Source organism: Pilimelia terevasa, assembly GCF_014647915.1.
Classification (GTDB): Bacteria; Actinomycetota; Actinomycetes; order Mycobacteriales; family Micromonosporaceae; genus Pilimelia; species Pilimelia terevasa.
Genome location: NZ_BMQC01000027.1, coordinates 1 through 25,672 on the forward strand (window position 1 = coordinate 1; position 25,672 = coordinate 25,672).

The 25,672-nt window shown below is 69.7% G+C and carries 21 protein-coding genes; 4 read left to right on the forward strand and 17 right to left on the reverse strand.

Annotation, left to right across the window (positions count from 1 at the left end; genetic code table 11):
- Positions 1 to 559 precede the first annotated feature (559 nt).
- The 15 genes from IEY75_RS20155 to IEY75_RS20225 form a co-directional block, all read right to left on the reverse strand.
- The gene (locus IEY75_RS20155; protein WP_189115970.1) at positions 560 to 1,204 is read right to left on the reverse strand and encodes a hypothetical protein; all 645 of its coding nucleotides are present in this window, start codon (positions 1,202 to 1,204) and stop codon (positions 560 to 562) included.
- A 105-nt stretch (positions 1,205 to 1,309) separates the two neighbouring features.
- Complete coding sequence (locus IEY75_RS20160; RefSeq protein ID WP_189115971.1) at positions 1,310 to 1,999, reverse strand: GGDEF domain-containing protein; 690 nt, start codon at positions 1,997 to 1,999, stop codon at positions 1,310 to 1,312.
- A 95-nt stretch (positions 2,000 to 2,094) separates the two neighbouring features.
- Positions 2,095 to 2,724, reverse strand: coding sequence for a hypothetical protein (locus tag IEY75_RS20165; RefSeq protein WP_189115972.1), 630 nt, complete (start codon positions 2,722 to 2,724; stop codon positions 2,095 to 2,097).
- A gap of 168 nt (positions 2,725 to 2,892) precedes the next feature.
- Positions 2,893 to 3,885, reverse strand: a complete 993-nt coding sequence (locus IEY75_RS20170) for a DUF932 domain-containing protein (protein WP_189115973.1) — start codon at positions 3,883 to 3,885, stop codon at positions 2,893 to 2,895.
- Positions 3,886 to 4,032: 147 nt separating this feature from the next.
- Positions 4,033 to 4,632, reverse strand: coding sequence for a hypothetical protein (locus IEY75_RS21150; protein WP_229789960.1), 600 nt, complete (start codon positions 4,630 to 4,632; stop codon positions 4,033 to 4,035).
- Between the two features lie 322 nt (positions 4,633 to 4,954).
- A complete protein-coding gene (locus tag IEY75_RS20180; RefSeq protein WP_189115974.1) occupies positions 4,955 to 5,827 on the reverse strand; it encodes a MarR family transcriptional regulator in 873 nt (290 codons plus the stop codon).
- Between the two features lie 443 nt (positions 5,828 to 6,270).
- Positions 6,271 to 7,314, reverse strand: coding sequence for a M23 family metallopeptidase (locus tag IEY75_RS20185; protein WP_189115975.1), 1,044 nt, complete (start codon positions 7,312 to 7,314; stop codon positions 6,271 to 6,273).
- Entirely contained in the window at positions 7,311 to 8,171 is an 861-nt protein-coding gene (locus IEY75_RS20190) for a replication-relaxation family protein (RefSeq protein ID WP_189115988.1), read from the reverse strand. The genes IEY75_RS20185 and IEY75_RS20190 overlap by 4 nt, the downstream gene beginning before the upstream one ends.
- Positions 8,172 to 8,194: 23 nt before the next feature.
- On the reverse strand, positions 8,195 to 9,766 hold the full coding sequence (locus IEY75_RS20195) for a type IV secretory system conjugative DNA transfer family protein (RefSeq protein WP_189115976.1): 1,572 nt from the start codon (positions 9,764 to 9,766) through the stop codon (positions 8,195 to 8,197).
- A complete protein-coding gene (locus IEY75_RS20200) occupies positions 9,766 to 10,890 on the reverse strand; it encodes a hypothetical protein (RefSeq protein ID WP_189115977.1) in 1,125 nt (374 codons plus the stop codon). Before IEY75_RS20200 ends, IEY75_RS20195 begins: the two co-directional genes overlap by 1 nt.
- 309 nt (positions 10,891 to 11,199) lie before the next feature.
- Positions 11,200 to 12,963: a VirB4 family type IV secretion system protein gene (locus tag IEY75_RS20205; RefSeq protein WP_189115978.1), complete on the reverse strand. Its 1,764-nt coding sequence runs from the start codon at positions 12,961 to 12,963 to the stop codon at positions 11,200 to 11,202.
- Positions 12,963 to 13,838 carry a PrgI family protein gene (locus IEY75_RS20210; protein ID WP_189115979.1) on the reverse strand — a complete coding sequence of 292 codons (876 nt, stop codon included), beginning with the start codon at positions 13,836 to 13,838 and terminating at the stop codon, positions 12,963 to 12,965. The genes IEY75_RS20205 and IEY75_RS20210 overlap by 1 nt, the downstream gene beginning before the upstream one ends.
- 2 nt (positions 13,839 to 13,840) lie before the next feature.
- A complete protein-coding gene (locus IEY75_RS21355) occupies positions 13,841 to 15,601 on the reverse strand; it encodes a TrbL/VirB6 family protein (RefSeq protein WP_189115980.1) in 1,761 nt (586 codons plus the stop codon).
- Between the two features lie 2 nt (positions 15,602 to 15,603).
- The gene (locus IEY75_RS20220; RefSeq protein WP_229789962.1) at positions 15,604 to 15,909 is read right to left on the reverse strand and encodes a pilin; all 306 of its coding nucleotides are present in this window, start codon (positions 15,907 to 15,909) and stop codon (positions 15,604 to 15,606) included.
- Positions 15,910 to 16,378: 469 nt separating this feature from the next.
- Positions 16,379 to 17,206 (reverse strand): hypothetical protein, encoded by an 828-nt coding sequence (locus IEY75_RS20225; RefSeq protein ID WP_229789961.1) that lies wholly within the window; start codon positions 17,204 to 17,206, stop codon positions 16,379 to 16,381.
- Positions 17,207 to 17,864: 658 nt separating this feature from the next.
- Between IEY75_RS20225 and IEY75_RS20230 the strand changes: the two genes are divergently transcribed.
- The 4 genes from IEY75_RS20230 to IEY75_RS20245 are packed head-to-tail and all read left to right on the forward strand — an operon-like array spanning position 17,865 to position 21,149.
- The gene (locus tag IEY75_RS20230; protein ID WP_189115981.1) at positions 17,865 to 18,512 is read left to right on the forward strand and encodes a hypothetical protein; all 648 of its coding nucleotides are present in this window, start codon (positions 17,865 to 17,867) and stop codon (positions 18,510 to 18,512) included.
- Entirely contained in the window at positions 18,505 to 19,725 is a 1,221-nt protein-coding gene (locus IEY75_RS20235; protein WP_189115982.1) for a TRM11 family SAM-dependent methyltransferase, read from the forward strand. Before IEY75_RS20230 ends, IEY75_RS20235 begins: the two co-directional genes overlap by 8 nt.
- Positions 19,722 to 19,928, forward strand: coding sequence for a helix-turn-helix transcriptional regulator (locus tag IEY75_RS20240; protein WP_189115983.1), 207 nt, complete (start codon positions 19,722 to 19,724; stop codon positions 19,926 to 19,928). The genes IEY75_RS20235 and IEY75_RS20240 overlap by 4 nt, the downstream gene beginning before the upstream one ends.
- A gap of 3 nt (positions 19,929 to 19,931) precedes the next feature.
- Entirely contained in the window at positions 19,932 to 21,149 is a 1,218-nt protein-coding gene (locus tag IEY75_RS20245) for a tyrosine-type recombinase/integrase (protein WP_189115984.1), read from the forward strand.
- Between the two features lie 432 nt (positions 21,150 to 21,581).
- On the opposite strand, the gene IEY75_RS20250 is transcribed toward IEY75_RS20245, so the two are convergent.
- The gene (locus IEY75_RS20250) at positions 21,582 to 23,666 is read right to left on the reverse strand and encodes a DNA methyltransferase (RefSeq protein WP_189115985.1); all 2,085 of its coding nucleotides are present in this window, start codon (positions 23,664 to 23,666) and stop codon (positions 21,582 to 21,584) included.
- Positions 23,663 to 24,424 carry a hypothetical protein gene (locus IEY75_RS20255; protein ID WP_189115986.1) on the reverse strand — a complete coding sequence of 254 codons (762 nt, stop codon included), beginning with the start codon at positions 24,422 to 24,424 and terminating at the stop codon, positions 23,663 to 23,665. The genes IEY75_RS20250 and IEY75_RS20255 overlap by 4 nt, the downstream gene beginning before the upstream one ends.
- Positions 24,425 to 25,672: the final 1,248 nt, after the last annotated feature.

Sequence of the window (25,672 nt, forward strand, 5' to 3'; positions counted from 1 at the left end):
ACCACCGGCGCCGACGACAACGGTCGCTGGCCCGGTTGACCCCTATCGAGTACGAGACCATCATGACTCCACCGGCCAGTCAGGCCGCCTGACTAGAACTGTCACCAGTTGGTGCAGCAGACCCCACCTCAAAATAGCCTGGTCGATCAAGTGTGATTACTGCCGCGAAACAGAGAGCGCGCAAGAAGCCGGTCAGCACGCTCGCCTTTACGGAGATAGGAAATGACACGGGAAAACGCTTGAATTCGCTAATAACCGAGGTTTCAGACACATCGGATCAGCGAGGTATTACCGGCCTGACCTGCACCGCAGCGCGACAGTCCGACCGCAGGTGGTGACCGAGGGGTCCTTGCGATCCGTGCCGGCCGGCACAGGCAGGTCCACATCGCATGCGTTGTCAAGTGTCCGACGCTGACAAACTCCCGATAATGGGACGCGTTTCACACCAACGGCTCCGAATTCGGTGAGGGGCGCCACACCTCCCACAGGGCTTGGCTGGCACCGCCTTGCGGAGCCGAGTGCGGCCAGGTACGAATGACTGCCGATTTGATCAACGGTTTTAGGCCCGCCCGTCGGTCAGTTCGCGCGCCACGGCCAAGATCCGCCGGGCGGTGCGTTTTCCACAGCCGACCTGTGCGACGAGGCGGGCCGAAAGCTGATCGGCGGCGGTTGTGCTCTGTTCGAGCAGGCGGATAGCCGCGTCGAGGCGAGGGTCGTCGGCGTACCGGTGGGGTTTGCGGTCGGGGTTGGTGGTGCCGGGTGGCCGTCCGGTGGAGTGGTGGTCGACGCGGGTGTCGGCGTAGTCCCACACGGTGTGCCGGAGCCAGTAGCGGCGCAGGTTCCCGCTGGGCAGGGTCTGGATGCGGGTGGGGTTGTCGAGCATCCGTCGGGTGAGGCTGCGGTAGCTGCGGTAGCCGAGGATGCGGGCGGCTTCGCCGGAGCCGACTACTTCGTCGGGGTCGCCGGTGTAGTCGACGGTGGTGTAGCCGGATGCCTTGGCGGCGGTGTAGGCGGCGTGGAATGCCTGGATTTGGTCGTGCCAAAACCAGTGCCGGCCGTGCTCGTCGGTGTCGGCGTGGTCGGGGAAGCCGAGGCGGTGCCGGTTGAGGTGCCAGTAGTCGACCGTTGCTGCGGCGACACCGGCGATGGTGGCGATGCCGTGGCGGTCGACTTGGGTGCGGCCGTGTCGGGTGCGCTCGGTCATGGTCGTGATTCTCCTGCCCGTGCCGGTCGGGCGTGAAGGTCGCGTCGGCCGGACCCGCGGGTCCGGCCGACGCGACCTCTTCCGTCGTACAGGTGGTGGTGGGGGTTAGAGCTGGTCGCTCGCCGCGTGTGTGGCGTCGGGCTGGTGGCGGCGGTCTCGCTGCCGGACCGGTGGGCGTGCCTGCATGGTGGCGGGGTCGCTGCCGGTGTACATGCGTACGCCGCCTCCGGCGCGTTTGGCTTCGTACATGGCGCGGTCGGCCTGGTGTAGCAGCAACCTTGGTCGCGCCCCGGGCGCGCCGATCGCTACGCCGATGGAGGCGCGAACGGTGGCCCACCGGTTCCATCCCAACGACACCGCCGGGTGGGCGAGTGCGGTGTGGGCGGCTTCCGCTAGTCCTCGGGCCGTGTCGGGGTCGTTGCTGGTGGCGACGAGGACGTACTCGTCACCGCCGAGGCGGGCGACGGTGTGCAGGTCAGGGTGGTCGACGAGTTGGAGGCGGACGGCGACGGCGCGTAGGAGGTCGTCTCCTGCGCCGTGGCCGTAGGCGTCGTTGACGCACTTGAACCCGTCGAGGTCGATCAGCATGACCGTCACCGGTACGGCGCGGTCCAGGAGGCGACGCATGACGGCGAGGACCTGACGGCGGTTGCCCAGGCCGGTCAGCTCGTCAGTGAGAGCCTTCGTCTGCCAGTAGGCGCGCTGCCGGTTGGCGACCCACCACGCAGGCAGCACGGCAAGGACGCCGAGCGTCAGCGCGAGAAGGTTGGTGGCGAGGTGTTCGGTGATGGACACTGTGGTGGCTCCTTTGCTGTGGAGCACCGGGTCGGCCGTCAGCCGTCCAAAGCAGGACGGCCGACCCGGGCTAGAGGTTGAATTGCCGGAGCGGGCTACCGGCCGGGCGGCGGTGTGCTGGTGGTGGTCGGGGCTCCGGTGACCGGTTCGCGGCCGGGGTGGCGGGTGTCGAGCAGGGTGCTGTAGAGCTGGTGGAGCTGCGCCCGCACGGTGATGAGGCGCTTGCCTCGAACGACCTTGGGAGGCATTCCGGCGGTGCCGCGGGCGATCAGGCCGAGTAGGTTGTCGGCTTCGATGGCCTCGGCGCTCGGAGGGCAGGCGGCCCACCGTTGGCCCCAGTTGTCGGTGCGTACTAGCTCGGTCTGGACTCGGCGGGTGCGGGCGGCGTGGTGCCGGGCCTGGTAGTCGCCGGCCCCCACATGCCGGGCGGTTAGGGTGCGGTTGTCGGTGGTCTGGTCTTCGCAGACGTAGATCCACGCGACGGGTTCGCTGGAGCAGATGTCGCACTCCATCACCGGCGCCGGCAGTTCCGAGAGCGGCACCGGGTGTGGAGGGTGGTCGGCCAGGCCAGCGACGGTCGCCGAGTAGGAGTGCGCGTAGCCGATGCGCCCGGCGGGGCTGAGTCGGATGTGCAGGGCGCGGTTGCAGGTGCCGCAGTAGGTAGCCCAATCCTCGCCGATCGCGGGCTTGCTGCGCTGCGCCGGCAAAGCCGGGCTGAGGGTCAAGGTGGCCCCTGCGGCGCGGGCCGTGTCGTATACGGGGGCTGCCTCGGTGTGGGGTGACTGGTTTCCGGGCGGGGCGGGCATGAGGGTGCTCCGTTTCAGAAGGTGGGTTGAGGGGTGCCGGGCCGGGCGGGGCCGAAGGTGCGGGTCGGCCCCGCCCGTGGCGCGGTGTCAGACCGACAGCAGCTCGAAGGCGCGCGCCTTAACGTCGGTGCCGGCGGTGGAGATGGCGCGGGCGGCGCGGCGTTCGGCGTCCTTGGCGGGGGCGAAGTGGTCCACGTACTCGGTGATGGCCTGGTAGCCGGCCCACCGGGTGCCTTTGATCGCCTTCTGCGTGTCGGCGTCGCGTAGCAGGTACCGCAGGGAGGCGGACCGCTTGCGGTGGTTGTTCTTGGTGACGTCTGAGGCGTTGTCGGCCAGCGGCCACACCTGCCCGACGACCTTCTCGAACTCTCCCAACGTCAGCGTTTCGTTGATCATCCGTTCGGCGGCGGTTTGGAAGGCGTCGAGGTGCCGCCACATCAGTCCCATTGCTTCGCGGGCCTGGCTGATCTGTTCGCGGACGTTGGAGGTGTGCCGGAACGTGTAGTAGCCCTGGGTGTGGGCGAACGCGGCACGTTGGGTGTTGGCGCACACGATCCGCACCGGCGTCGCGTCCACCCGCAGCGCCGCCGTGCCGTCGTGTGCGGTGGTCGCGGCCAGGTAGAGGTCGAGGTCATCGACTCCGGCGACCTTCATGCCCTGGGGCAGTTTCATGGTGACGAACACCTTCTTGCCCCGCTGCATGGAGCCTGCGGTCTCGAAGTGCGCGCCGCTGCCGGCCTGGTCGGATAGCAGGTTCAGCACCTCGGCTACCTGCTCGTTCTGAACCTCGGTGTAGTCGTCGCCCACCACGCCGAGGTACTCGGTGGCGCCGGTCACCACGTTGGTCCGCACGGTCATCCACCGGTCGGCGCACTCGATGATGTTCACGCCGTCGGAGGTGGTCTCCACACCCTGAAGCGGGATCTTGCGGACCCGCCACCCACCGAGGAACGCCTTAGCCATGATCGTCGCGGCGTCCATCGTGTCCTCGGTGACGGTGCCGAGGCGGTGCCAGGCAGTCTGCCGCGCCGAGGCGAAGGCGGTCTGCCCGTTGGCCAGGGTCTCCAATTCGTGTGCCATAGCGTTCGTTTCCTTCCGGGGATAGGGGTGTCCGTCCGTCCGTTCTGGTCGGACACCCCTAATTGTGCTGACGTAGGTTGGTTCATCAAGGCGGTCTCGACGGTGCCTTCAAGGTTTTTCGCGCCAATCTGCGCGCGGAATCCGGTGCTACCGGCGCCGTATCACCGGTGTGGTGTTCAGGCGTCCGTCGGGACCGTAGGTGTACGTTTCGGTAGCGCGGAACGGTGCCGGGAGATAGACCGCGTATCCGTGTTCGGGTAGGAACATCGTTCGGTAATCGCGGGTGATGCCGAGTACCCACGCCTGCGGTTTGTCGCCGTGGGAACCGGGCGGGATCATGCCCGCGCCCGGCCGATCGTCGCGGGCACGCCGGTGGTGTCGGAGCATGATGTGCGGACACAGCCGCACCGCCGCGCGTTGACACTCGGGATGTCCGGGCGGGTCGGCGAACTGGCCTAGCTCGGCGGTGCGGGCAGTGCCTAGGAACCCGACCCAGTAGCCGATGGGCTCGCCGCACAGCGAGCACCGCCGTTCGGTGGCGAGGTGTATGGCGGTGGCGGTGTCGATGGTGGTGAAGTCCACGCACGGTGGTCCGCCGTGCGGGTCGGGGTGTTCGTTGACCGGCGGTACCGGCAACCCGCGGCGGGCGTCGGTGGGGCGTGCGGCCAGGGTGGCGGGCAGCGTGACCGGTTCCGCCCCGCCGCCGGGCCGGGTACCGGGGTGGGCGTGCGGGTGCGGGCCGGTCATCGGGTGCCGCCTGCGGTGTCGGCGCTCGCGGCGGGTACTGCGGTGGCGGGGGCGGACCCGTGCGGTCCGGTCACGGGGCACAGTGGCGACGCGTCGGTGTGAGACTCGGCGGGACGCGCGCCGATGTCGGGCATGAGGTCGGTCGGGGGCCGGTCGCGGGCGGGCTCGCCGCATTCCGGGCACACCAGTTTGAGCGCATTCGATCGGGGGTGGAGGGTCATGGTGTCTCCAATTTTTCGAGCATGGTTGCGGAAAATGGGCGTAGGGCAGGCCAGCGCGCCGACTGTCGGCGGCGGCCTGCCCTACGGGCGGGTTGGGAACTTCAGTTATCGCCGTTCTGAGGGGTCTTCGCGGTGGTGTAGCGCATGGGCGCATCGTTGGTGAGGATCGCGTGTCCGGACGTGACCAGCTTCGCTAGCGCGTTACCGACCGCACCCGACGACCGACCCAACTCGGTCGCAATGGTGTTGGCGCCGAATTCGTGGCCGGCGTGCTGGTCGAGGAATTCGCGGACCATGTCACGTAGCTCGTTCTTTCCGAGCACCCGACCCCCGTCGCCGTTGACGCCGGGCGCGCCGCCGCCGGTGCGCCGGTTTCGGGCCGGGGGCACGAACCGGTGCGCGCACTGCGGGCACTCGATTAGGTTCGTCGGGACGTTGGCCAGCGACACCGCCGCAAGGTCCCCGGCACCGCGCGACCACACCTCGCCGTCCGGGCCGGCCGTGCGCACAGCCGCGCCCACGGTCTCCATCGCGGCCAGCACCTTGCCCACGATCGCGGCGCGCAGACCCGACTCCGCCGCCACCACGCCCGCGCCTACCCCGGCGCCGTCGGCGGTGTCGGGCAGGAGACCGGCGACCATGGCGATCTTCATGTGATCGGCGTTGCCAGGCTGTGGGAACGGCACCGCCACCGGGGCGGGCGCCTCGTCGGCCGAGATGCCGTCCGCACCGCTCGGGGCGCCGTCGGTCGGGGCGGCGCTCACGTCGTCGTCGGTGGCCGGCGGGGTGGTGTCGGTGGGGTTGGGGTCGGTCGGGGTGTCGGTGGTCACTGTCCACCGGTCGGCGGTGCGGCGGGTGGGGTTGTCGTCGTCCGGGGTGGCGGTGGCGGTCCCGGCGTCGGCCATGGCCGACAACGCGGTGTTGATGTCGGCCAGGGGTAGCCCGGTGGTGTTGGCTACTTTGCGGGCGGTCATCCCGTCTCCGGTGGTTGCCAGGGCCTCGGAAATGGCGTTTACGGTCGCGGTGGTGGGGGTGTTCCTAGGCATGGCGAATAGCCTCCACATAGGGCAGGAATGGGTTTCCGGATTGCGGGTGTTCCGTTTCCGGTGGTGCGCCGTGGTGGCGCACGTCCATGGACGCTCGACCCGCGCTGGTTTGTCAACCCGCCACCGCAAGACTCTTTGACCGCCCATATTCGACTACCGCCTGACCGTGCCCTGCGCGCGTCCGCTACTCCACGTTTCCCCAGCTAGACAGCGCGACGCGTGTTCTCGTGACCGGTGCGGAGGAATGACGGCGGCGGGCAGGCCGCGTGATATGCCGGTGGTGGTGACCGAGAATTTGCCTTGTGGCGGCTGTCACATCGGGCGGCGGCGGATAGGGCAAATTCGGATCCATCCGATTCACCCCACCCGCGTCACAGCCGCACCCCGACCCGCGCCAGGAACACCTCGGGTTCCACCGCATTCCCCGACGTGGCAGGAAATCCCCGGTGAACCTCGAAATGCAAATGTGGTCCCGACGAATTCCCACTCGAACCGACCACACCCAACGGCGTCCCGGCCGCGACCGGCTGACCGACCCGCACCCCCGGGGCGCGCCCCAGGTGGCAATAGCGGGTGGTCACGTTGCCACCGTGACGGACGTCCACGTACCAACCACACCCGGACGCCGACGGAGACCCGTCCCGGTCACACGCCGACGGGCGCCCGTTCGGTGCGTGGGTCACCCCGCCGACGTTGCACAACACGGTCGCGACCACCCCCGCCCCGGCGGCGCGCACGACAGCGCCGCGCGGGGCGCCAAGGTCCACCCCGTCATGTCCGGGCCGGGCGGCGGTCCGGTAGCCGGACACCAACGGTCCCGGGGCCGGCCGTACCCACCCGTGGGCGCCCACCGCACCCGGCACGCAGTCCGCCACCGGCGCGCCGTTGCCGCCCACGATGGCCGTAGCCCGTGCTTCATGCCGGGCGTAGGCGTCCGGGAACGCCGACCGTTGCACGCGCTGCGCCGCCACGGTCACCGGCAACTCTTGCCAGCGGTCAACAGTCAGGAGGCGCCGGTAAAACGCCTCCGCCGCGTACGCGGGATTGGTGAGCTGTGCAGGGGTGCCCCATCCCATGCTCGGCCGTTGCTGGAACAGTCCGAGGCTGTCGTTATCGTTGGCCACGCCCCGATGACCGAGGTTGATCAAGTCGGATTCTTGGAGTGCGGTGGCGACGGCAACCACCCACCCGCGCGGCGGCACCCCCAACCGGCGGCCCACCCCGACGATCACCTCCGCGTTACCGGCCTGCTCCGCCGACAACCCCGGCGCCGCCGGGCCGGACGGGGCCGGGCCGGGCAGGCACCCGCCACCGGTACCGCCGCCCCCGGCGGACAGGACACCGGCGGCGGCGCCGACGAACAGCAACAGCACGGCCAGCGCGCCGCCGCACGACCACGCGACTACCCGGCTCACGGCGGCGCGTCCGGTCCGTCATCGGCGGGCACCGGGGCGGCGGGAAGGTCGGCCAGGGCCACCCGGTCGCCGTGGCCGATGCGCCGCCACACAGGCCCGGCCGGTCCGCCCGCGTCGGCCGTGGCCGTGGCCACGTTCAGGGTGGTCCCGGACGCGGCGCGGGCGAGCGCGGCGTGTAGCGCGGTCTCACGGCGGGCGCCACCGCTGGTGAAGACCAGCACGCTCAGCGCGGCCCACGGGCTACCGGCAAGCTGCGCGTAGCCGGATAGCTTGGCGGCAACCCGCGCCACGGTTTCGGTTCCGGTGTCGTACTCCAACCAGAACGGCACCCGCCGCCGCCCGTCGGCCCACACCCCGAGCGCGTCCGGGCGCACCGCCCCGCCGGTCGCCGTGCGGCATGTGGCCTCCGACCACCACCGCACCACCCGCGTACCGGGGTGCGCGCGGGCGTGGGCGTGGAGTGCGGTGAAGAACCCGTTCGTACCGATCAGGTGGTCCAGGTGCGGGGACGCGGCGAGCCGGGCCGTTGCGGCGCGGACCGTGGCCGGGCGGGGGAACGCCTCGCCGCCCGCGGCGGCCCGGATCGCGGCGCCGACCGGCCCCAGTGTCCACCGCCACGATTGCGTGCCGGGCCGGTGGTAGTGGCGGAACCGGTCGAGGATGCCGCGCCGGTGAAGCTCGGCGAGCCGGTTGCGGGCTCGGCCCAGTGACCCGAACACGACCTCGGCCAGTTGATCGGTGGTCAGGGTGTGGTGGACGGCGAGCAGCTCGCAGATGAGCTTGTCCCGGCTGGTAAGCCGGGCAAGCTCGGCTGTGACGAGGACCGCGAGTGATCCGGTAGAGCTGGTGTTGTTGATAGGTACTATCAGTCGGTCTCCGATCACCGGTCCTCCTCACCGCCGCTGAGCTGCGGGTATGGCGTGTTCAAGGGCGAGTGTTGGAACGAGTCCTGGTCGCCGTGGTCGAACTCGGGGTAACCCTCGGGGTAACTCACGTTGTCCACAAGGTACGAATTGCGGAATGTGTCCCGTCCGACCACATCAGTCGGCACGGTCGGCGAAGCCACCGCAGCAGACCGATCGGCCGGAGCAGCAGCCTGCAGCCGCGCCGCACGCCGCTCTTCGGCAGCCAGACCGGTCAGGGCAGCGGCGGCCTCGCGTAGCTGGTCGGCGCGACCCCGTATGACCGGCGGGGCGGGGTAGGTCTGGCCGGTGGCCACCGGCAGGGCCACACCGCCAGCAACCGGGCGAAGCGCGATCTCGAAGCCGCCCAGGCGGGTCAAGTCCCCGTCATCGAGGAACGGGCGCACATGCCGGACCTGATCGGTGGCGTCTTTCGGCGCCAGCGCAAAGTAGATTTTGTTTCGTGCGTTGGCGTCGATCGCCTCGGCCATCTCCCCGGAGAGCTGCCCGAGGTACTGATGCGCCAGCACGAAACTGGTCCGTAGGCCGCGGGCTTCGGCCAGGGCGTCATCGACGCCGATCGGCAGGTGCAGAAAGTTGTGGCACTCGTCCACCACGATCCGGGCGTCCAGCCGCGATGACTCGGGCTGGCGGGCGCGGGCGGTGGTGGCCTGCCACAGTCCGGCCAGCAGCAGCGAACCGATCAGCCGGGTGCCGTCCTCACCGATAACTCCCTTGGGTAGCCGGCACAGCAGGATGCCGCCGTCGAGGATGTCCGCCAGCCGGAACGTCGAGACCGGCACCCCGAACAGGGATGCGGCCAAGGGGTGCGCCATGACCAGCCGCAGCCGGGACAGCAGTGATCCGATGAGGGTGCCGCGTTGGCCGGGCGGGTAGGCGTCGAATCCTTCCCAGAACTCGGCCAGGGTGCCGGCCTCAATCACGGCCAGGGAGTCGATGACGGCATTGACCCTGCCGGCCCGCCATTTGGCGTCCGACAGCAGACGAGGCAGGTCGGCCAGGGTGGTGCCCGGCAGGTGAGCCAAGGTGAGTACGGCGTGGTGGGCGACGTCGGCGGTGCGGTGGCCCCACCACCGCGACCACACCCGCGCCATCACCGACGTGATGTGCGCGGCCACGTCATAGGGGGTGCCGCCGCCGACGCCGGGGGCGAGCAGGTTCAGCGCCGGGGGCGCTCCCATGTCGTCCGGGTCGATGATCACCAAACGGTCTGCACAGTCCGCCGGTAGCCGGTCGAGTAGGTCGCGGATCAGATCGCCCTTGGGGTCCAGGACGGCCAGCCCTCGGCCGTTGGTGGCGTCATCGAGCATCATGTTCAGCAGCAGCGTCGACTTGCCCGTGCCGGTAGGGCCGAGCACGTGTACGTGGTGGCGCAGGTCGGCGGCGGCGATACCGATGTCGGTGTCACGGCCGGAGTTGCCGTGACCGACGCCCAGGCCGCCGCGCCCGACGCGGCCGGCGGGGTCGCGCAGGTTCAGCTTCGCCGGCCACTGCCGGGCCTTCTCGGGACTGGGGTTCTTGGCGGACATCAGGGCCTCCTCGGGGTGGTGGTGATGGTGGGGTTGAACCGCGGCCCGCTCCCCGCCTGCTGCGGGTGGGCCGGAGCGGTCACTCGCATCCCGGCGCGCGCGGCGCCCCGCTGAGGTGGGGGTTGGAACATTTCGCGTACTCCGGGCCGGCGCCGCGACGCCGCCGCGGGTAGGCCATGAGCGGCCGGCTCAGCGGGAAGCCCGGCCACGGCGGCGGTCTCTGCGCTGGTGCCCAGCAGCATCCGAGCTGGTGGCACCCAGCGGCGGACAGCGGCTGCGCCGGGGCGGCGCAGGCGCCGCCAGGTGAGTTGGTGGGCGGCGACCGCGAACCCGGCGGTGATGTCAGAGGCGGCGGCCCTGGCCGCTTCCCGGGTCGGCCCCCACGCCACCGCCCGTAGGCACAGCACCAAATGCGGGCCGTCAGCGAGCTTGGCGCGGGCTTGCCGCACGATCTCCGCGGCGTAGGGGTCGGCGCTGGCGTGAGTGTGGTGTGCCGGGCTGGGCGATCGGGACGGGCCGGGGGTTATCAGGTCCAGCACGGTACGGAGCAATCCGCTCAGCACATCGACCACGAGCCGGGCACTCCGGGCGGCTGGGGTGCTCGGGTGGTGGGCGCGCCGCGGATCACTGATCGCTGCGCGGATCGCGGCGAGTCGGCGGGCGGGGGCGCGGCCGGCGATAATCTGCAGGAGACCGCCTCCGGTGCGCCCGGCTGCGGCGAGGCCCCCGTAGACGGCGCGCAGCGGATCGTCCTCCGACCGGGCCACCTCCCACCGCCCCGTCCGCGATGGGGCGGGCAGGTTGGTGATCGGCATCCAGTCCGCCCGCACCGCGCTCTGCCGGCCCGCGACCGCCACCGCCGCCCGGCCGGTGGGGGGTGGGGCTGTGTGGGTGGTCCGTACGCCGGGCCAGGCCCGGTCCAGCACCCGCGCCACCGCGGTCGGGTTGATCCCTGCCGGCACCCACACCCCGACCCGCAAACCAGCCGGATCGGCGTGGACCTCCCACACCAACCTCGCGGGCACCAGACCCAACCGCGTCGGGGCCGCGAGCAGCGTGGCGAGCAGCCGCCACAACGCCACCGTCGCCGCGGGCGTGGCCGACACCGGCGGGGTGATCTCCAACCACGACGCACCCGCACCCCGCCGATCCCACAGCCAACGACGGGCGAATAGGTAAGCCAGCCACCCGAGCGCACCGGCCACGACCACGGCGGCCAGCACCGGCCACGCTGCGCTCAGGTGCTCCCACAGGCCAATGGGACGCGGCGAGCCTTGGCCGCAGCCCAGCCGCCCGATCCACGAGTCGGGTACACCTCCCTGGCCCAGAACACACGGCGCCGGTGCCGGGTTCGGACTCGGCGTCGGAAGAATCGGATGAGGGTTCAGCATCAGGTACTCCAGTTCGGCCAAGCACAGGCAACGGTGGCGGGTTCAGGCGACCGGCGGCCGACTTACGCACAGCTCGTGCTCGACTGGCGAGGCGTGTGCGGCGAACGCCACCCGAGCGCCGCCAGGGGTCGCCAGCAGCGCCTCCCCACGTCCGGCGGTCAGCAGGAAGGCCCGCTCGCCATCGGTGAGCGCGAACGCGTCCGCGACAGCGTCGATGGCCTGGGGTGCCTGCTTGAGCAGGATCTGCGTCGCCGAGTTGGCGACCACCGCACGGCCGACATCGGTACCGAGAACGTCGGCGGCGTCCTGCGTCACGACGGTCAGGCCCGCGTGGTACTTGCGGGCGGACTTCGCCAGCCGGAACAGGTGCCGGGCGGCGGTGCCGGAGGACAGCAGCAGCCACGCCTCGTCGACCAGCACCAGGCGCCGCACCGAACTGCCGGCGGGTTGGGGTGCGGTGATGGTGCGCCAGATCGCGTCGAGGGCGAGCAGGATGCCGGCCGGTTTCACCTCGTCGGCCAGCGCCCGGATCGCGTACACGACCAGATGTCCGGCCGCGACCGTGGTGGTGGGTCCGTCGAACAAGCTGGCGAAGGAGCCTGCGACGTACGGGTGCAGCCTCACGGCCAGCGCCTGCGCGGTCCCGCCGGCCTCGGCCAGGGCGCGGTGTAGGTCGGCCATGGTCGGTGGTGGGCGCCGCCAGGTCCGTGGGTCGGTGGTGATCCCCTTGCCCCGGTAGGCGGCGAGGACCGCGGCGTCCAGGGCGGCGGCTTCGACCGAGGACAGCGCCGTGCGGGCGGCGGTCGGGTCGTCGCCGGCCAGCAGGACCCCGAGCAGGGTGTGGATGAACATCGCACGGCGGATGAGCGCGTCGTCGCCGTCGCCGGGGTGGAGGTCGAAGGGGTTGATCCGCACCCCGGGTGCGCCCGGTCGGATGATGGTGGCGCCGACCGCTTCGGCCAGCGGCAGGTACTCGTCTTCGGGGTCAATGACGAACGCTTCAACGCCCTGATAAAGGTTGCGCAACAGGTCCAGCTTCGCCAGATAACTCTTGCCGGCACCGGAGCGGGCGAGGATGACCGCGTTGTGGTTGTCCTGAGCCCAACGGTCCCAGGTGACGACCCCGGCGCTGCCGAGGTTCGTCCCGTACAGCACCGCGCCCGCGCTATCGGCGATGGGCAGGTCGGCGGAGGCGAACGGGAACATCGCCGCCAAGGCGTCGGTGTCGAAGGTCCGGGTGATGCGGACCGAGTCGTGCGCCAGCGGCAGGCTGCTGGTCCAGCCCTGGAGTTGGCGCCAGGTGACCGGGGCGAGGTCGATCAGCATCGACGCCGCCACCGACTTGACCGCGGCGACCTGTTCGGTGAGTTCGTCTTCGGTGTCGGCGTGGACGGTCAGGTAGACGCCGACGTTGGACATCCGGGAGTGGCCGCGGGCGAGCCGGCCGGCGAGGTCGGCGGCGTCGGTCGCGGCGGCGTCCAGCTCCGGGTCGTCCAGCTTGCCTTTGCCGGCGTTGGCCCGGCGGGTGGATTCGAGGCGGGCGCGTTGCTTGCGGAGCTGTCCGGCGGCCACCGGGGCGGGGATCGGGTCGATGTGCACGGCGACATCGAGCCGGCCAGGGAAATCCAGTAGGGGCTGCAGCCAGCCCGCGCCGACTTCGGCTGGGTAGCTGGTCACCGTGAGGGTGGCGGCTAGTTCGGCGCCGATCTGCACGTGGCGGGCGTGCACGGCCACCCCGTCGGGCAGCCCGGCCACCGGCGCTGTCTCGGCCAGCGTGGTGTTGGTCGGGGTTCGGCGTAGCTTCATCACGGGGCTCCGTTCTCGGGGGTGAGACAGGCGGCCAGGACGGCGGCCGGGTCGGTGATGGTGGCGCGGACTTCGCAGCCGGTCAGGCCCCGCGCCGCCGCCGCGGTGCGGCGGGCGGTGACGGTCGGGCCGCGCTTGTCCCGGACGGTGACGGTGATGTGCCGGGCGAGGAGCTGCCGGTCGATGGTCAGCGCGTCGAGGAACTCGGCGTGCGAGACCGCGGCGGCCTCCAAGGCCGGGTGCGGTAGGGCGGGTGCGCCCTCGGCGACCCGATCGGCCAGCGCGGCGAGGTCGATGCGGTGGGACCGCACGAGGATCTGGGTTGGACCGTCGAGGGAGTTGAGCCAGGCGCCGTAGCGGCCGATGAGCGCGTTCTGCTCGGCCGTGGAGCGCAGCCCGAACGGCACCGGCGTCGCGGTGATCAGGCCGGCGGTGCCGTCCGCGCCGAGGTCGACCAACCCGTCGGTACGGATGGCCTTGGCCGGCAGCCGCAGCGGCGCGGGCACCTCCGGCCGCCCGGCGGTGGTGGCCACCCACGCCGGGGCTGCCACCACCTCCCCGCCGTCGGCGGGGACGAGCCGGTGCGGCTGCCGGCGGAACCGCAGCGCGACGGCGAGCCACCGGTCCAGGTCCTGCCCATCGCGGCGGGCGACCGCGAGCAGGAATCCGGCGGCGGCTACCGGCAGCGCGCACACGGCGAAGACCAGCGGCGGCACGACCGTGGCCAGGGCGGACCAGGCGCCGTAGATGAGCAGCCCGGTCACGGCGGCGATGACGAGCTGCCGCCATGTCATACCGCCCACCACCCGGTCCGGGCGGTTCACGTCCGCTGGTAGGCGCACGCTGATCGGCGGCTCGTTGTCCGAGACCCGCATGACTAGCCCTCCTTTCTGGGCACCGGAGTACGGCGAATCGCGGCCGGCCGTGCCGGCGCGGCGCGGCCGGCAGGCTTAGCGGCGGGAGCCGACTGGTGGGAGAAGACCGGCGCGACCGGGGCCGGGGGGCGCTTGGCGGCAGGTTGAGCGGTCGGGGCGGCGGAGAACTGCGGCCCGGACGTTGGGGCCGCTCGCCGCGGGCTCGGTGCGGGCGTGGCCGGCGGGTGACTGAACGACACCGGCCCCGGCCGTCCGGTGGGCGCGGGCGATGCTGCCGGCGCCGGTTGGTGGGAGAACCGGCCTGCGGTGCTACCTCGCCGCGGCGTAGGCGAAGCTGGCGATGCGGGCGCCGGGGGGTTGCTGAACGGCGCCCCCGCGGCTCCAGCCGGGCCGGGCAGCGGCACCTGCACCGGCGGCGCGGCTGAGAACGCGGCAGGACCAGCGACGCCACGCGGCCGGCGTCGTGCGCCCGTCCCCGGCGGGCGGGGTGTGGCGGTGCGGCGTGCCGCGGACCCGGTCGGTGCCGGCCGGGCCGCCGTGGTGGTGGCCTTCTTCGCGACCGTCCGGCCGGCGCTGCGGCCCCCTACGGCTAGCAAGCCGGTCGCCGCGCCGAGGGTCTTGACCATCAAAATGGTGGACACGACCTGGCCGAGCAGCCCCCGCCCGCGCGACTGCCCGAGCGGTCCGAGGACGGCGTACTTGCACCAGCCGGGCAGCTTGATCATCAGCCAGAGCATCACCAAGCACACGACCAACCCCAACACCCCGCCACTGGTGATCGGCACGCCCATCACGTTCGGCCCGATCGGGGTGAGGAACACCCGCAGCGCGACGAGCATGATCACGGCCTGGCCGACCTGGATGCCCATGCAGCAGGCCAGCGCCCGCCACCAGGTGAACGCAATTGGCTCGGTGTGGGGAGAGCAGTGGCACAGCAGCGCCAGCGGCGCCGACCCGATCAACACGATCAGCCCGGCCAGCCGGACCACGAAGGTGAACAGCACCACGATCGCCATCACCAACACCGCCAGCACGAGCAACGAGATCAAGGTGGTGCTGCCGGTCAGCGCGGCGCCGAGCATTTCGGTGATCGCCGTGGCCGCCGCACGCGGGTCGACGCCTTGACCGAGGATGCCGGCGGTGATGGCGTTGGTGACCTCGATCAGCTTGCCGACCAGCAGCAGGCTGGTGTTCACCGCGACCGCACCGAACGCGATCCGGCCGAGTAGTTCCTTGGCGCCGTACTGGGCCTGCCAGGTGTTCCGGCCCATCAACGTCAGGCCGGCGGCGATGACGAAGAGGATCAGCAGCGCGTTAGCGATAACCGCAGTGGTCGTCCACACTCCGGTCACGGCCGGGTATGTAATCAGTGCCGGGGTGGCCAGCAGAGTCGAGGCCCAAGCGTCCAGAACCGGCTGCATCCCCTTGGCCGCCAGATCGGTCAGGAAACCGATCATCGCCTTGCGGACCTGGCCGGGAACATCCCACCAGCTCGGATCAACCTCGCCCGCCGGGCTCGCCGGAGTTGGCGCGGTGCCCGGCACCGCCGGACCTGCCGGTGCGGGCGGCGACGCTGGTGCTGGTGTGGGAAGGGCTGCCCGAGGCGCGGCCACGGCCGGCGCGGCGAGCACCGTTCGGCGCGGGGCCGACGCCTCGGCCAGCGTCGCTGGAATCGCGATGAACAGGCCGGCCAGCGCGGCGATGACCCCCAACCGCATTGTCGTGCGGCGGGCCGGGGCGCGGGCGAAAGCGTTAACGAGCATGGTCACCTCACCCACTGACCGACGATGGTGACGAACAGCGGCGCCAGCAGGGCCAGGGCGTATCCGATGGCGGCGGACTTCAACGCCGACTTCGCCTTCTCCGTCTCACCCGGATCACCGTTGGCGGCGATGTAGCGCAGCCCGCCGACGGTGAGGAAGAACGTCGCGACGGCGGCGAGGATGCCGATCAGCCAGACCCGAATGTTGTCCACGACCTGCTCGATCGAACCCGGCGCAGCGAGTACAGGAGGATCGGCCATAAATGCATTCGGGCTGTGCGTGGCGGCGAGGGCCGGTGCCGCAAGCATCGCCGCGAACGCGGCGAGGCGGCAATCACGGAAATCGCGATGATCAGCTTCCGTGTCCGGGTGGACGGATTGCAGGTGCGGCGGTGCCGGCCGACATAGCGAACCCGGAAACGTGGACGGCGAATCTTCATTGCATAACTCCAGAAGGGTGTCAGGTCGCGCGTTGGGCACACGGGTGGCCGGAAGCGAAAGCAAAAGGGGGGTGACTTCGCGAGGGCGGGCGACGTGCTACCGATAGCGCGAAACGGTGGGTTGGTGTGCTGACCGGTGCCGGCGCGGCCCGTCCTCCTCACCAAGTGAGATACGACGGGTGGTGTTGCTTCGGGGTGTCAGCGCGTCAGCAAGGGTCCGGCAGTGGCGGTCAGCGGGCGGGGCGGTTTTTCGCCTCACTTATAGATGACAATTTGAGGCCCGATTTTGGAAAGATCCGCGAGTGTCCGCGGTCACACTGGCCGTTTTCCCGAGCCGGTCACGGCCGTTCGACGGCCAGGGTCCCGGTCGCGTCGGCCACCACATCGGCGATGTCGTCGGCCAGCTCGCCGCCGCGCAGCGCCGCCACAAGCCGACCCTCAGCGGCGGTGCGCCGCTTGTAGATCAGCGAGGCTGACACCCCCAGCCGGGCCGCGTAGGCGGCCACCGGGACGTCCTCCAGCCGCGTCACGCCGATCAACTCGGCCTCGCCTCCGGTGATCACCCCGGTGTGTACCGCGCGGGCCAGAACGAAGTCCGGGTGCCCGAACGGCGCCGGCGGCACCGTCGAGACCGGGGCGAAGTTGCCCTCCCCACAGTGCGCCGGCGTGGCCGCCCGCAGGCTCGCTCGCGCCGCTGCGTGGGTCGCGTTCAGCAGCCCGGCGACCACCTGAATCGGACCGGGGTCAAGAGTCCGCAGCACGGCAACGAACTCGGCCACCACGGTCGCCGCGACATCGCCGTCGAAGGCCCGCGCCAGCCGGCCGGTGATGGTTCGCAGACCAGGCAGGGCGACGCCGACGGCGCCGACGACCCACCCCGGCCCGCCGGTACGGGCGCGGTCGATCAGGTTCCGCCACACCGCATCGCGGGCGGCGAACGAGGTGGCGGGGTGCAGCAGGATCGCGGTCAACTCCGGCAGCCCGATCCGACGCGGCGGCAGGCCGTGACCGAGGGCCGCGCCGTCAACGGTCAGCGGGTCAGGGCCGGCGGACAGCAGCTCGAACCGGGCACGGATCTGGTCCAGCAGACCGGCGCTGGCGGGACGGGCGGCGCCGAAGTCGGCGATAGCCGCGACCGTCCCCAGGCAAGCAACAGATGCACGCATGGTCGTACTCCAAGAGGTGTCGAAAGGGGTGCCGCGAGCACCCTCTGACGGGGCGGTGCGGCGGGATGACACCCATGAAGCCACCGACGTTGAACACAACTTGAACACCCGCAGCGGTCACCGTCGGTGTTCAACCCTTGAACACCCACCGCCGTCCGGTGGCCAGGGCACTCGTCCGGAGCGTGTCCACGGGGGGCCATCGAGCGGCCTGGCCAGCGTGTTCAACCACGCTGCCGCGCCGACACCGACGGCGCAGATGTCCGCGCCGATGCCCGCGCGCCGATCGGCTCTTGACGGCGGAGCGCCTCGCCCGCAGGGCGGACGTGTTCAACCTCGGCCCGGCGTTGCGGCCCGCTCGAACCAGCCTGTTCAACCCTGTCGCGGAGGCTGTTAAACCAGGAACCGGCCCAGTGTTGATCTTGTTCATGGAGCGGCTGTCCCGCTCGGCGCCGAGTGAATTTGCAGGCGGGGGAACGACTCCGGCCCGTGGAGGGTGTTCAACCCTCTGACCTGTATGTTCAACCTATAGCCGATCTTGTTCAAGGCGCTGCGGAGGACCTGTTCAACCCCGCCGGTGTTCAAGGCGCGTTCCAAAATCGGGGCCGAAATTGTCATCTATAAGTGTCAGCGTCGTCGGCGGGACGCGGCCCACGCGCCCATGCCGAAGCACCCCAACCAGCAGCCGGTCGACCCCGCGGTCCCGGTGCCGGTCAACGTCCTACTCCCACGTCCCGCCGGCAGCAGCCGGCACGTACCCGCATCCCCGGCCAGCGGCGACCCGTACGGACTGGCGGCCGACACCGCCGCCGTCCTGGTCGCCAACTACACCTCGCCCGGCGACCGGGTAGCCGTCCTCGACGACAGCACCAACACCCGCAAGGCGGTGGCCCAGCTCGACCGCCGCCTGGTCACCGACTTCACCGACTGTGACCGGGACGGGGTGCGGCTCATGCTCGCGGTCGTCCCGCGTCCCGACCGCGACGCCCGGACTCTGGCGACGCTCGTGTCGTGGATGTCGGTCTGCCAGACCAGGCTCGTACCCGGCGGTCACCTGGTCGCGTGCGTGCCCGCCGACGGGCCGGACGGCCGGTACGCCGACCACGCCAGCGACGTACTCGCCGCCGCCGCGTCGGTTGGGCTGAGCTATCAGCAGCACCTCATCGCCGTCCACACCCCGCTTGCCGCGACCGAGCCGCGAGCCGAACACCGGCACGGCGGGCCGCGCCCGCCGCTGGTGGGCAGGCGGCATTCGCGGGTGCACTCGGACCTGTTCGTGGTCGCTAAGGCGGTGACCGCCGATGCGTGAGCACGACGAGACGACGGTGGTCGCGCGGTCGGTGTGGCTGACCGGACAGGCGTCCTCCCGCGACCAGCGCCGAGGCCGGTACACCGGTGACTCGATGGCGCATCCGGGCAAGATGCTGCCCGCCATCGCCCGCTACCTCCTCCACACCTACACCGACCCCGGCGACCTTGTCCTAGACCCCATGGCTGGGATCGGCACCAGCGTGGTCGAGGCCATGCACGCCGGCCGCCACGGCATCGGGGTGGAGTACGAACAGCGGTGGGCCGACCACGCCGCCGCCAACATCGCCCACGCCACCGGCCAAGGTGCGCCGGGTGCCGGACAGGTGTGGGCCGGGGACTCCCGACGGCTGTCCGACCTCCTACCCGCCGCCTACTCGGGGCGGGTGCGGCTGGTCATCACCTCACCGCCGTACGGGGCGTCCACCCACGGACACGTCCGCACCCCCGGCCCCCGCCGCGGACCCGTTCGCAAGATCCACCACCGGTACGGGCAGGACACCGGCAACCTCGCCTACCAACCCCACAACGGCCTGGTCGAAGGGTTCACCGAAATCCTCACCGGCTGCGCCGCGGTACTGCATCCCGACGGAGTAGTCGCGGTGACCGCCCGCCCGTACCGGCGCCACGGAGAACTGATCGATATCCCCGCAATGGTCATTACCGCCGGGAAAGCCGCCGGTTTGGAACTACTCGACCGCTGCTACCCCATGCTGGCCGGAATCCGCGACGACCGCATAATCCCGCGTGGTTCGTTTTTCCAACTCCGCAACATTCGCGCAGCCCGCGCCGAAGGCAACCCGCAATGGCTGGTCTCCGGCGAGGACATGGTCATTTTCGCCCGACCGCGAGTAGCACGCACGACCACGGTCCCGGCCGCGCATAGCGCACCCCATCAGCAGGGAAGGGACTCGATTTCGGGAACCGCTGTCGCTGGAGCACTGCTCGGTCGCAGTCTTGATGTCCTCGACGCGGCAGACATGGATCAATTTGAACCGTCGGCGGATTCCGGGGCCACACATTCCCCACACGGTGCCGCCGACATCCGGCCCCATCCGGGCCAGGATTCCGAAAGGACAACTGATCCATGCCCACCGTATTCGTCGGCCACCCGCCAAACCGAACGGTCTACCACCGCCCACAACGCCATGCCCCGACGCCCGGACGCGCCGCCCCAACGGGACGGCCGAACCGGAATGGTGGGCCGACCGTGAGCGGTCCCACCGCCGGATGGCGGCCCGACCCCCTACTGACCATCGATGACGTCGCGGCGTGGCTAGGCAAGCCGAAAAACACCCTCTACGCCTGGCACAGCCGAGGCAAAGGACCACGCGCTATCCGAGTCGGCAACACCCTGCGCTACCGCCGCAGCGAAGTCGACGCCTGGCTCGACTCCCACACCGACCCGGAGCGATGACCCATGGCCAGACCACCACTCGCTATCGGAACCGCCGGGAAGATCCGCACCGAGAACCTCGGACCCAACCGGTACTGCGCCCGCGCCCGCTACCGCGACTACGACGGCAAGACCCGCGACATCGAGGCCACCGACACCACCGGCCCGGCCGCGGTCCGGGCGCTCAAAGTCAAGATCCGTGACCGTACTGCCCCCAACGATGACGAGATCACCAGGGAGACCCACGTCAGAACGCTCGCCAGGCTTTGGATGGAAAAGATCACCGAAGCGGAAGAAGTCGCAAAGCAATCCATCGACAGGTACGACAGCGTCTTGCGTACCGCCGTCGTACCTGCCCTCGGCGACCTGCGGATCAGAGAAGCCAGCGTCGGCCGCCTTGACAAGTTCCTCCTGACGATCGCCAAGGAGCATCCCGCCTCCGCCAAGGTTGCCAAGGTGGTCCTTGGGCAGATGTTCGCCCTGGCCGTACGCCGAGGAGCATTGACGACCAACCCAGTCCGCGACACCAGCCGGCTACGCGCCCCGCGCCGCAAGGTAGCCGCACTCGACGCCAAGCAGTTGGAAGCCGTCCGCGCGGCGATCCGCAAGTGGCAGCAGCCCACACCGGGCAAATCGGGGCCTCGACCCACCGGCGACCTGGCCGACATCGTTGACCTCATGCTCGCCACAGGCGTTCGCATCGGTGAGGTCTTGGCACTGCGGTGGGCGGATGTAGACCTCGCCACCGACCGCCCGACCGTGACCGTCAGCGGCACGATCGTCTTCGTCAAGGGCAAGGGCTTCTTCAGGCAAGAGTGGACCAAGAGCGACGCGGGTTATCGAAGGACCGTCCTGCCCCGATTCGCGGTCGGGATGCTCATGGCCCGCAAGCTCGCCGCCGCCGACAACCCCATCGATGCGATCTTCCCGTCCCGGCGCGACACCTGGCTGTCCCCGCACAACGTCCGGCGACAGTGGCGCCGAGCCCGCGCCGACACGGGCCTGGAGTGGGTCACCCCCCACACCTTCCGCAAGACCGTCGCCACCCTCATCGACAAGGAAGCCGACACCGACCGCGCCGCAGCCCAGCTCGGCCACGGAAGCAAGGCGGTCACCAAGAAGCACTACATCGAGCAGCCCGCCATCGCCCCCGACAGCTCCGACATTTTGGAACAGCTCGGCGGCGGCCCGATGGTGCCCGACACCGAGCACCGCGAACCTGGCCCGCGCCAGGCCGCCTAGGTGGTGACCGGCAGGCTGATGTAGCGGCGCACGAGCCTGACCGGCCCCAGTGGGTTATCGGGGCAGACCTCGTGCGGGGTAATTCCCGTGCTGACCTCGTTTCTGCCGGACCAGGGTCGGTCCAGGTGACCGCGGCGTCCGTCGCACTGGCGAGCAGGGCGCTGCGCCTCGCCCCCGGTGCGGCGGTCGTCGGCCTGGCAGGCGTAGCTGGGCGATCTCCTACGGCCGCATGGTCCACTTCGCCGCACAGCGCGGCGAGATCGGCTGACGACGGACACATGTTCCGCTGTCGGTGGATGACCGGAGATCGTAGCCCCGATCGTGCGGCTGGCCGTTGCTCTGGACGACTCTCGTGCAGGGACCGGCACCCGCCTGGCAACGAAATATCGTCTGCTGTGGCTCCGACAGCGGAACTCGATGACCCACGGAGAGTCAGGCCGGGGCGAGCAGCGCGGTGATGGTCTCCGTCGCCAGGTCGTCAACCTGAGCAGTAACAGCGTCGTCCAAGGATGTGCCCACGGATGCGAGATACGCCAGCAAGGTTCCGCGCACGACCGAACGGACGTCGCCCGCGCCAACGTCAATGCCGTCGTCCCGCAGGACGGCCAGCGACTTCTGCGCGGTGGCTAGCGATTCCTCGATCGAGCGGTTCGGGTTGGTCGCGCCGTCGACGACCCGACGGCAGACCACCACGCTGTCCAAGTTCGACGGCTCCCGCGCGCCGGCCTTGACGATGCTCGTCATCATCTCGCCCTTGACCGGCTGGACGGCGGTCACCACGAAGCTGGCGCGCCGTAGCGATTCGACTACCTGGACCCATCCGCTGATTCGGGCCTGATGGAAGGTGAAGGCCAGCAATCCGTCAGGTTTCAGGACCCGGGCACACTCCGCCCAGACGGCCTCAATCGCCTTGCCGAACTCGGCCGAGTCCGCATTCTGGACCTCGCCCAGCCGGCGAGTCGTGAAAGTTTGGGCGTATCCCTCGTACGGCTGCATCACCTGGAGCCAGGCGTGGAAAAAGTCTGCAAGCTCGGCGTAGTGGACATTGTCCATGTACGGTGGATCGGTGACGATCAGATCGACAGATGCCGCCGGGAGGTCCGTAATCGCCGAGTTTCTGGTGGCGACGTAGGCGGCCTGACCAGTGGTCGCCGAAAACGACTCCCAGGAGTCAACGATGGTCGCCGCCAACGGCCTGGAGAGTCCAGTGACGCGGTTAATGTCGGTGCCGACGTCAACGAGGTCGGCCGGCTCCGCCTTGTACAGGTGGGCGCGCTGCAGACGGCTCTTGTAGAGCGTCGAGAACGCACCCGACGATTGGGGCGTCCCCCAGGGGTGGGCCTCAAGCGGCGTGCGCTCCGGCTTGAGGATGTGGTGACCGAACATGTGGCGAACGGCGCCGGTGCCCTCGCCCTTAAAAGACGTGAACAGGTTGTTGAACTCAAGGGTGCCCGAGAAGAGTGCGCAAAGAGCCTCGCGTTCGGCGCCAGAGCCCGGCAGGTCACGGATCGCTGTCGCGATCATCGAAAGCGAGACCAACTGGCGGGCGTTGAAGAAGTCGCGCCACCGGCGGAAGTTCCACTTCAGCGCTTGGTCGGTGTTGTTGCCGTGCGCGAGTTCGCCTCGCGGGAGGACAGCCGTATCAGGCAGGCCCGCTAGCAGCCCTACGCACTCATTGTAGAGATCGCGATCCCAGTCAGTGATGGCCTCGTAGACCTTTGACCCGTCCCTGTTCGCGATCATCTTCGCGTACATCTCGTACGCGGGCGGGCTGCCATTGAGCGCCGACAGGGCCTTAAAACTATGGCCATGCCGGCAAGTCGCCACTTGGCCACGGACGGCTCCGCGTTGGGTGATCACATGTCCATTCGGGCAAGTGGCGGTCTCGAAGTCGTAGCGACTCTCCTGGACTGCCAAGCACTCCGGACAGACAATCTGGGCCTTTGGGACGCGCTTAGGGTAGGCGTTCTTTGAAAAGACCGGTGAGTCGAACAGGCGCACACGGTCCGAACAGTCGGGGCACCCGACGGTCGCGACCCAGAAGTAGTACAGAGCCGTCCGGCCGTCCTCGGTTCGGTGGAGGCGATCGATCTCTCCGCGACAAGACGCCTCGACCGCGGCATACGCGGTAGTCAGCCTCTGCATGTCCCAGGACTGCATTGCCTGGCGCTGGACCAGGGTCGCCACAGGGTTAATGTCGAAGCAGACGGCTCGGCCACCGAGCTTCAGCACTTCGACACCCGTCACGCCAGACCCCGAGAACGGGTCGAGCACCACCGCACCCGCCAGCTCGGCGGCCGAGCCGTACGCGGACGCGGCGTCATCACCTTCCGGTGTGATAGCTGAGGTGAGAATGCCGCGGAAGACGGTACCCAGGCGCTTGGCCCACCACTTGTGCGTGCTGGTGGCCGGGCGGTGGACCTCCTTTCGCCACGACTCCTTGGTACCGACGGCGCTGAGCATCGCGGCCGGAAACGTCGACTCCAAACTGGTCCGCGCTGGCACAACGGAGGTCACCGGCGCGATCCGTTCAGCGTGACGTTCTTGGAGTCACCAGCGCCGCGCGACCGGTAGGCGCGGAACCGGTGGACCAAGCCAGCGTTAGGATTCGGCTCCTTGTGCGTGACCATCTCGTTCGTCTGCATGTTGAACTCGTAGGACACAAGTACCTCGTCTACCTCAACACGGTCGAGATCGCCAACGTGGACGAGCTGGTCGGACTGGATCTTGTAGCTGGCCGGGAGGACGAGCGTGGCGAGCCCAGAGGTGCCCGAGGCTAGCGCGAAGGGGGTCGGCACGACGTACATCTTGCGGTCGCGGACGAGGATGTCGCCGTAGGAGCCAAAGCCGCGGAAAGACTTGTTCTTGTGGACGTACTCGTGGTCGGCGTTGAGGAAGCTGCCGTGGCACACCACCAGGTCAACAACCGGGTACTCATCGACATCGCGTACAGACTTAGGGTAGCGGCCGAATACGTAGAAGACCTCGCGGCCGTTGTGCTTACCCGTCGGCACCTGCGAGTTTGAGTCGTAATCGGCCTCTCGGCCTGGGAACTCCAGACCCTTGACCTCATAGCCCTCCGGGTGGTCGACCAGTCGGAAGTCGGGGTATGTGTTCCGTCCCGGCTCGTCGTAGTTCAGCTTGCAGGCTTCAATGCGGGCCTGTACCCAGTTTTGGAAGTGGTACTCTTTATCGCTGGCCGAGACCCGCTTAATCAAGTCACCGTCAGCTCGCCCTCGCTCGCACTCCAAGAAAATCTGCTCGACTGCCGTCACTGTCACCCTCTGCTTCGACTTGCTGTTCGAGCCCGTGTACGAGCCATGCTCTCAGGCTACCGACAGATGCGATAGTGCGGGGGAGGGTCCGCCGCCGAGGGTCGTCGTGTCACCCTTCCGTCTCGCGGACACGGCTCCTGTCCAGGCGATACCGCAAGGATGCAGGCGAGCATCAGGCCGTCCTCACTCGACGCAACCAGTGCAGCGGGCTCGTTGGCCTGACCTTGGAGGGACTGCGTAAGCATCCAGCCCGGTTCTGGTCTGGTGACCTTCGACTGCGACGGTGTGCTGGTCGACAGCGAGCCGATCGTGCTCGGGGTGCTGGGGAGCGGATGCGGCGGCTGGGTGTCGCGATCACCGACGCGGAGTGCGTTCGAGGTTTCCGACCCCTTACCGTGGCATCGAACGGACGACTGGAGAAGGTCGCGCTGACCCTGGCCGCCACGGGCCTCGCTGGTTACTTCCACGGTCGGGTGTTCACGTCGTCCCAGGTCTCGCTAGGGAAGCCAGCCCCGGACCTGTCTCTGCTCGCAGCGCGACGGCGGCAGCCGCGTCGATCAGGTCAGCAGGCATTCCAGGCTCCTTATCGGGTGTCGGTGAGGGTCTGCAGGAGTTGCCTGGCGCGGCCCGACCGGCGCCCGTCACGGACGCAGTCGAGCGCCTCGAGTTGGCTCCCGCTGGCACCTCCGGCCTCGACCACCCCAGGGCGGCGTTTGCCTCTGCTAGCTGGGTGGCGTGCGAGTCCGGGCCGCCGCCCAGTGCTTCAGCGACGAGGGTGGCGTTGTCGCTGTGGGTGTCTCGATGTGCGACAGCTCGCCGCGATAAGCCTGTCGGTGCGGTGCCCCGGCGCAGGTCATCGGTGGCTCCGGCCACCTGCCCGAGCCAGTCTAAGCGTGCCGACGTCGACGGTCTCGCCAGGTGCCAGCTCCGCGGAGCCGACCACTCCCGTGCCTAGGTCAGGCCGGATGCGTCGCAGCGCGGCGGCGGCGAGGGTGACGTTGCGGTGCGCCAAGCCGAGTACGTAGCTACGGGCTCGGACACCGACGGTGGCGACCGGCATGAAGACGCCGACGTACCGGGCTGCAAGCGCGGGCAGAACTGCGGATACCGGACGAAGGCGAGGGTCTGCTGCACCAACTGGTGACACCTGAGCTGGCTTGCCGTTGAGGCGGGCTGGAAGGATGCCACCGTGCCCAAGCCCTACCCCCGAGAGTTCCGTGACGACGTCGTGCGGGTCGCCCGCGGCCG

What these genes read in the sequence shown, in the direction of transcription:
- IEY75_RS20155 (WP_189115970.1), bottom strand. Translation starts at nt 1,204, where the DNA reads ATGACCGAGCGCACCCGACACGGCCGCACCCAAGTCGACCGCCACGGC.
- IEY75_RS20170 (WP_189115973.1), bottom strand. Translation starts at nt 3,885, where the DNA reads ATGGCACACGAATTGGAGACCCTGGCCAACGGGCAGACCGCCTTCGCC.
- IEY75_RS21150 (WP_229789960.1), bottom strand. Translation starts at nt 4,632, where the DNA reads ATGACCGGCCCGCACCCGCACGCCCACCCCGGTACCCGGCCCGGCGGC.
- IEY75_RS20180 (WP_189115974.1), bottom strand. Translation starts at nt 5,827, where the DNA reads ATGACCGCCCGCAAAGTAGCCAACACCACCGGGCTACCCCTGGCCGAC.
- IEY75_RS20195 (WP_189115976.1), bottom strand. Translation starts at nt 9,766, where the DNA reads ATGTCCGCCAAGAACCCCAGTCCCGAGAAGGCCCGGCAGTGGCCGGCG.
- IEY75_RS20205 (WP_189115978.1), bottom strand. Translation starts at nt 12,963, where the DNA reads ATGAAGCTACGCCGAACCCCGACCAACACCACGCTGGCCGAGACAGCG.
- IEY75_RS20210 (WP_189115979.1), bottom strand. Translation starts at nt 13,838, where the DNA reads ATGCGGGTCTCGGACAACGAGCCGCCGATCAGCGTGCGCCTACCAGCG.
- IEY75_RS21355 (WP_189115980.1), bottom strand. Translation starts at nt 15,601, where the DNA reads ATGCTCGTTAACGCTTTCGCCCGCGCCCCGGCCCGCCGCACGACAATG.
- IEY75_RS20220 (WP_229789962.1), bottom strand. Translation starts at nt 15,909, where the DNA reads ATGCTTGCGGCACCGGCCCTCGCCGCCACGCACAGCCCGAATGCATTT.
- IEY75_RS20225 (WP_229789961.1), bottom strand. Translation starts at nt 17,206, where the DNA reads ATGCGTGCATCTGTTGCTTGCCTGGGGACGGTCGCGGCTATCGCCGAC.
- IEY75_RS20230 (WP_189115981.1), top strand. Translation starts at nt 17,865, where the DNA reads ATGCCGAAGCACCCCAACCAGCAGCCGGTCGACCCCGCGGTCCCGGTG.
- IEY75_RS20235 (WP_189115982.1), top strand. Translation starts at nt 18,505, where the DNA reads ATGCGTGAGCACGACGAGACGACGGTGGTCGCGCGGTCGGTGTGGCTG.
- IEY75_RS20245 (WP_189115984.1), top strand. Translation starts at nt 19,932, where the DNA reads ATGGCCAGACCACCACTCGCTATCGGAACCGCCGGGAAGATCCGCACC.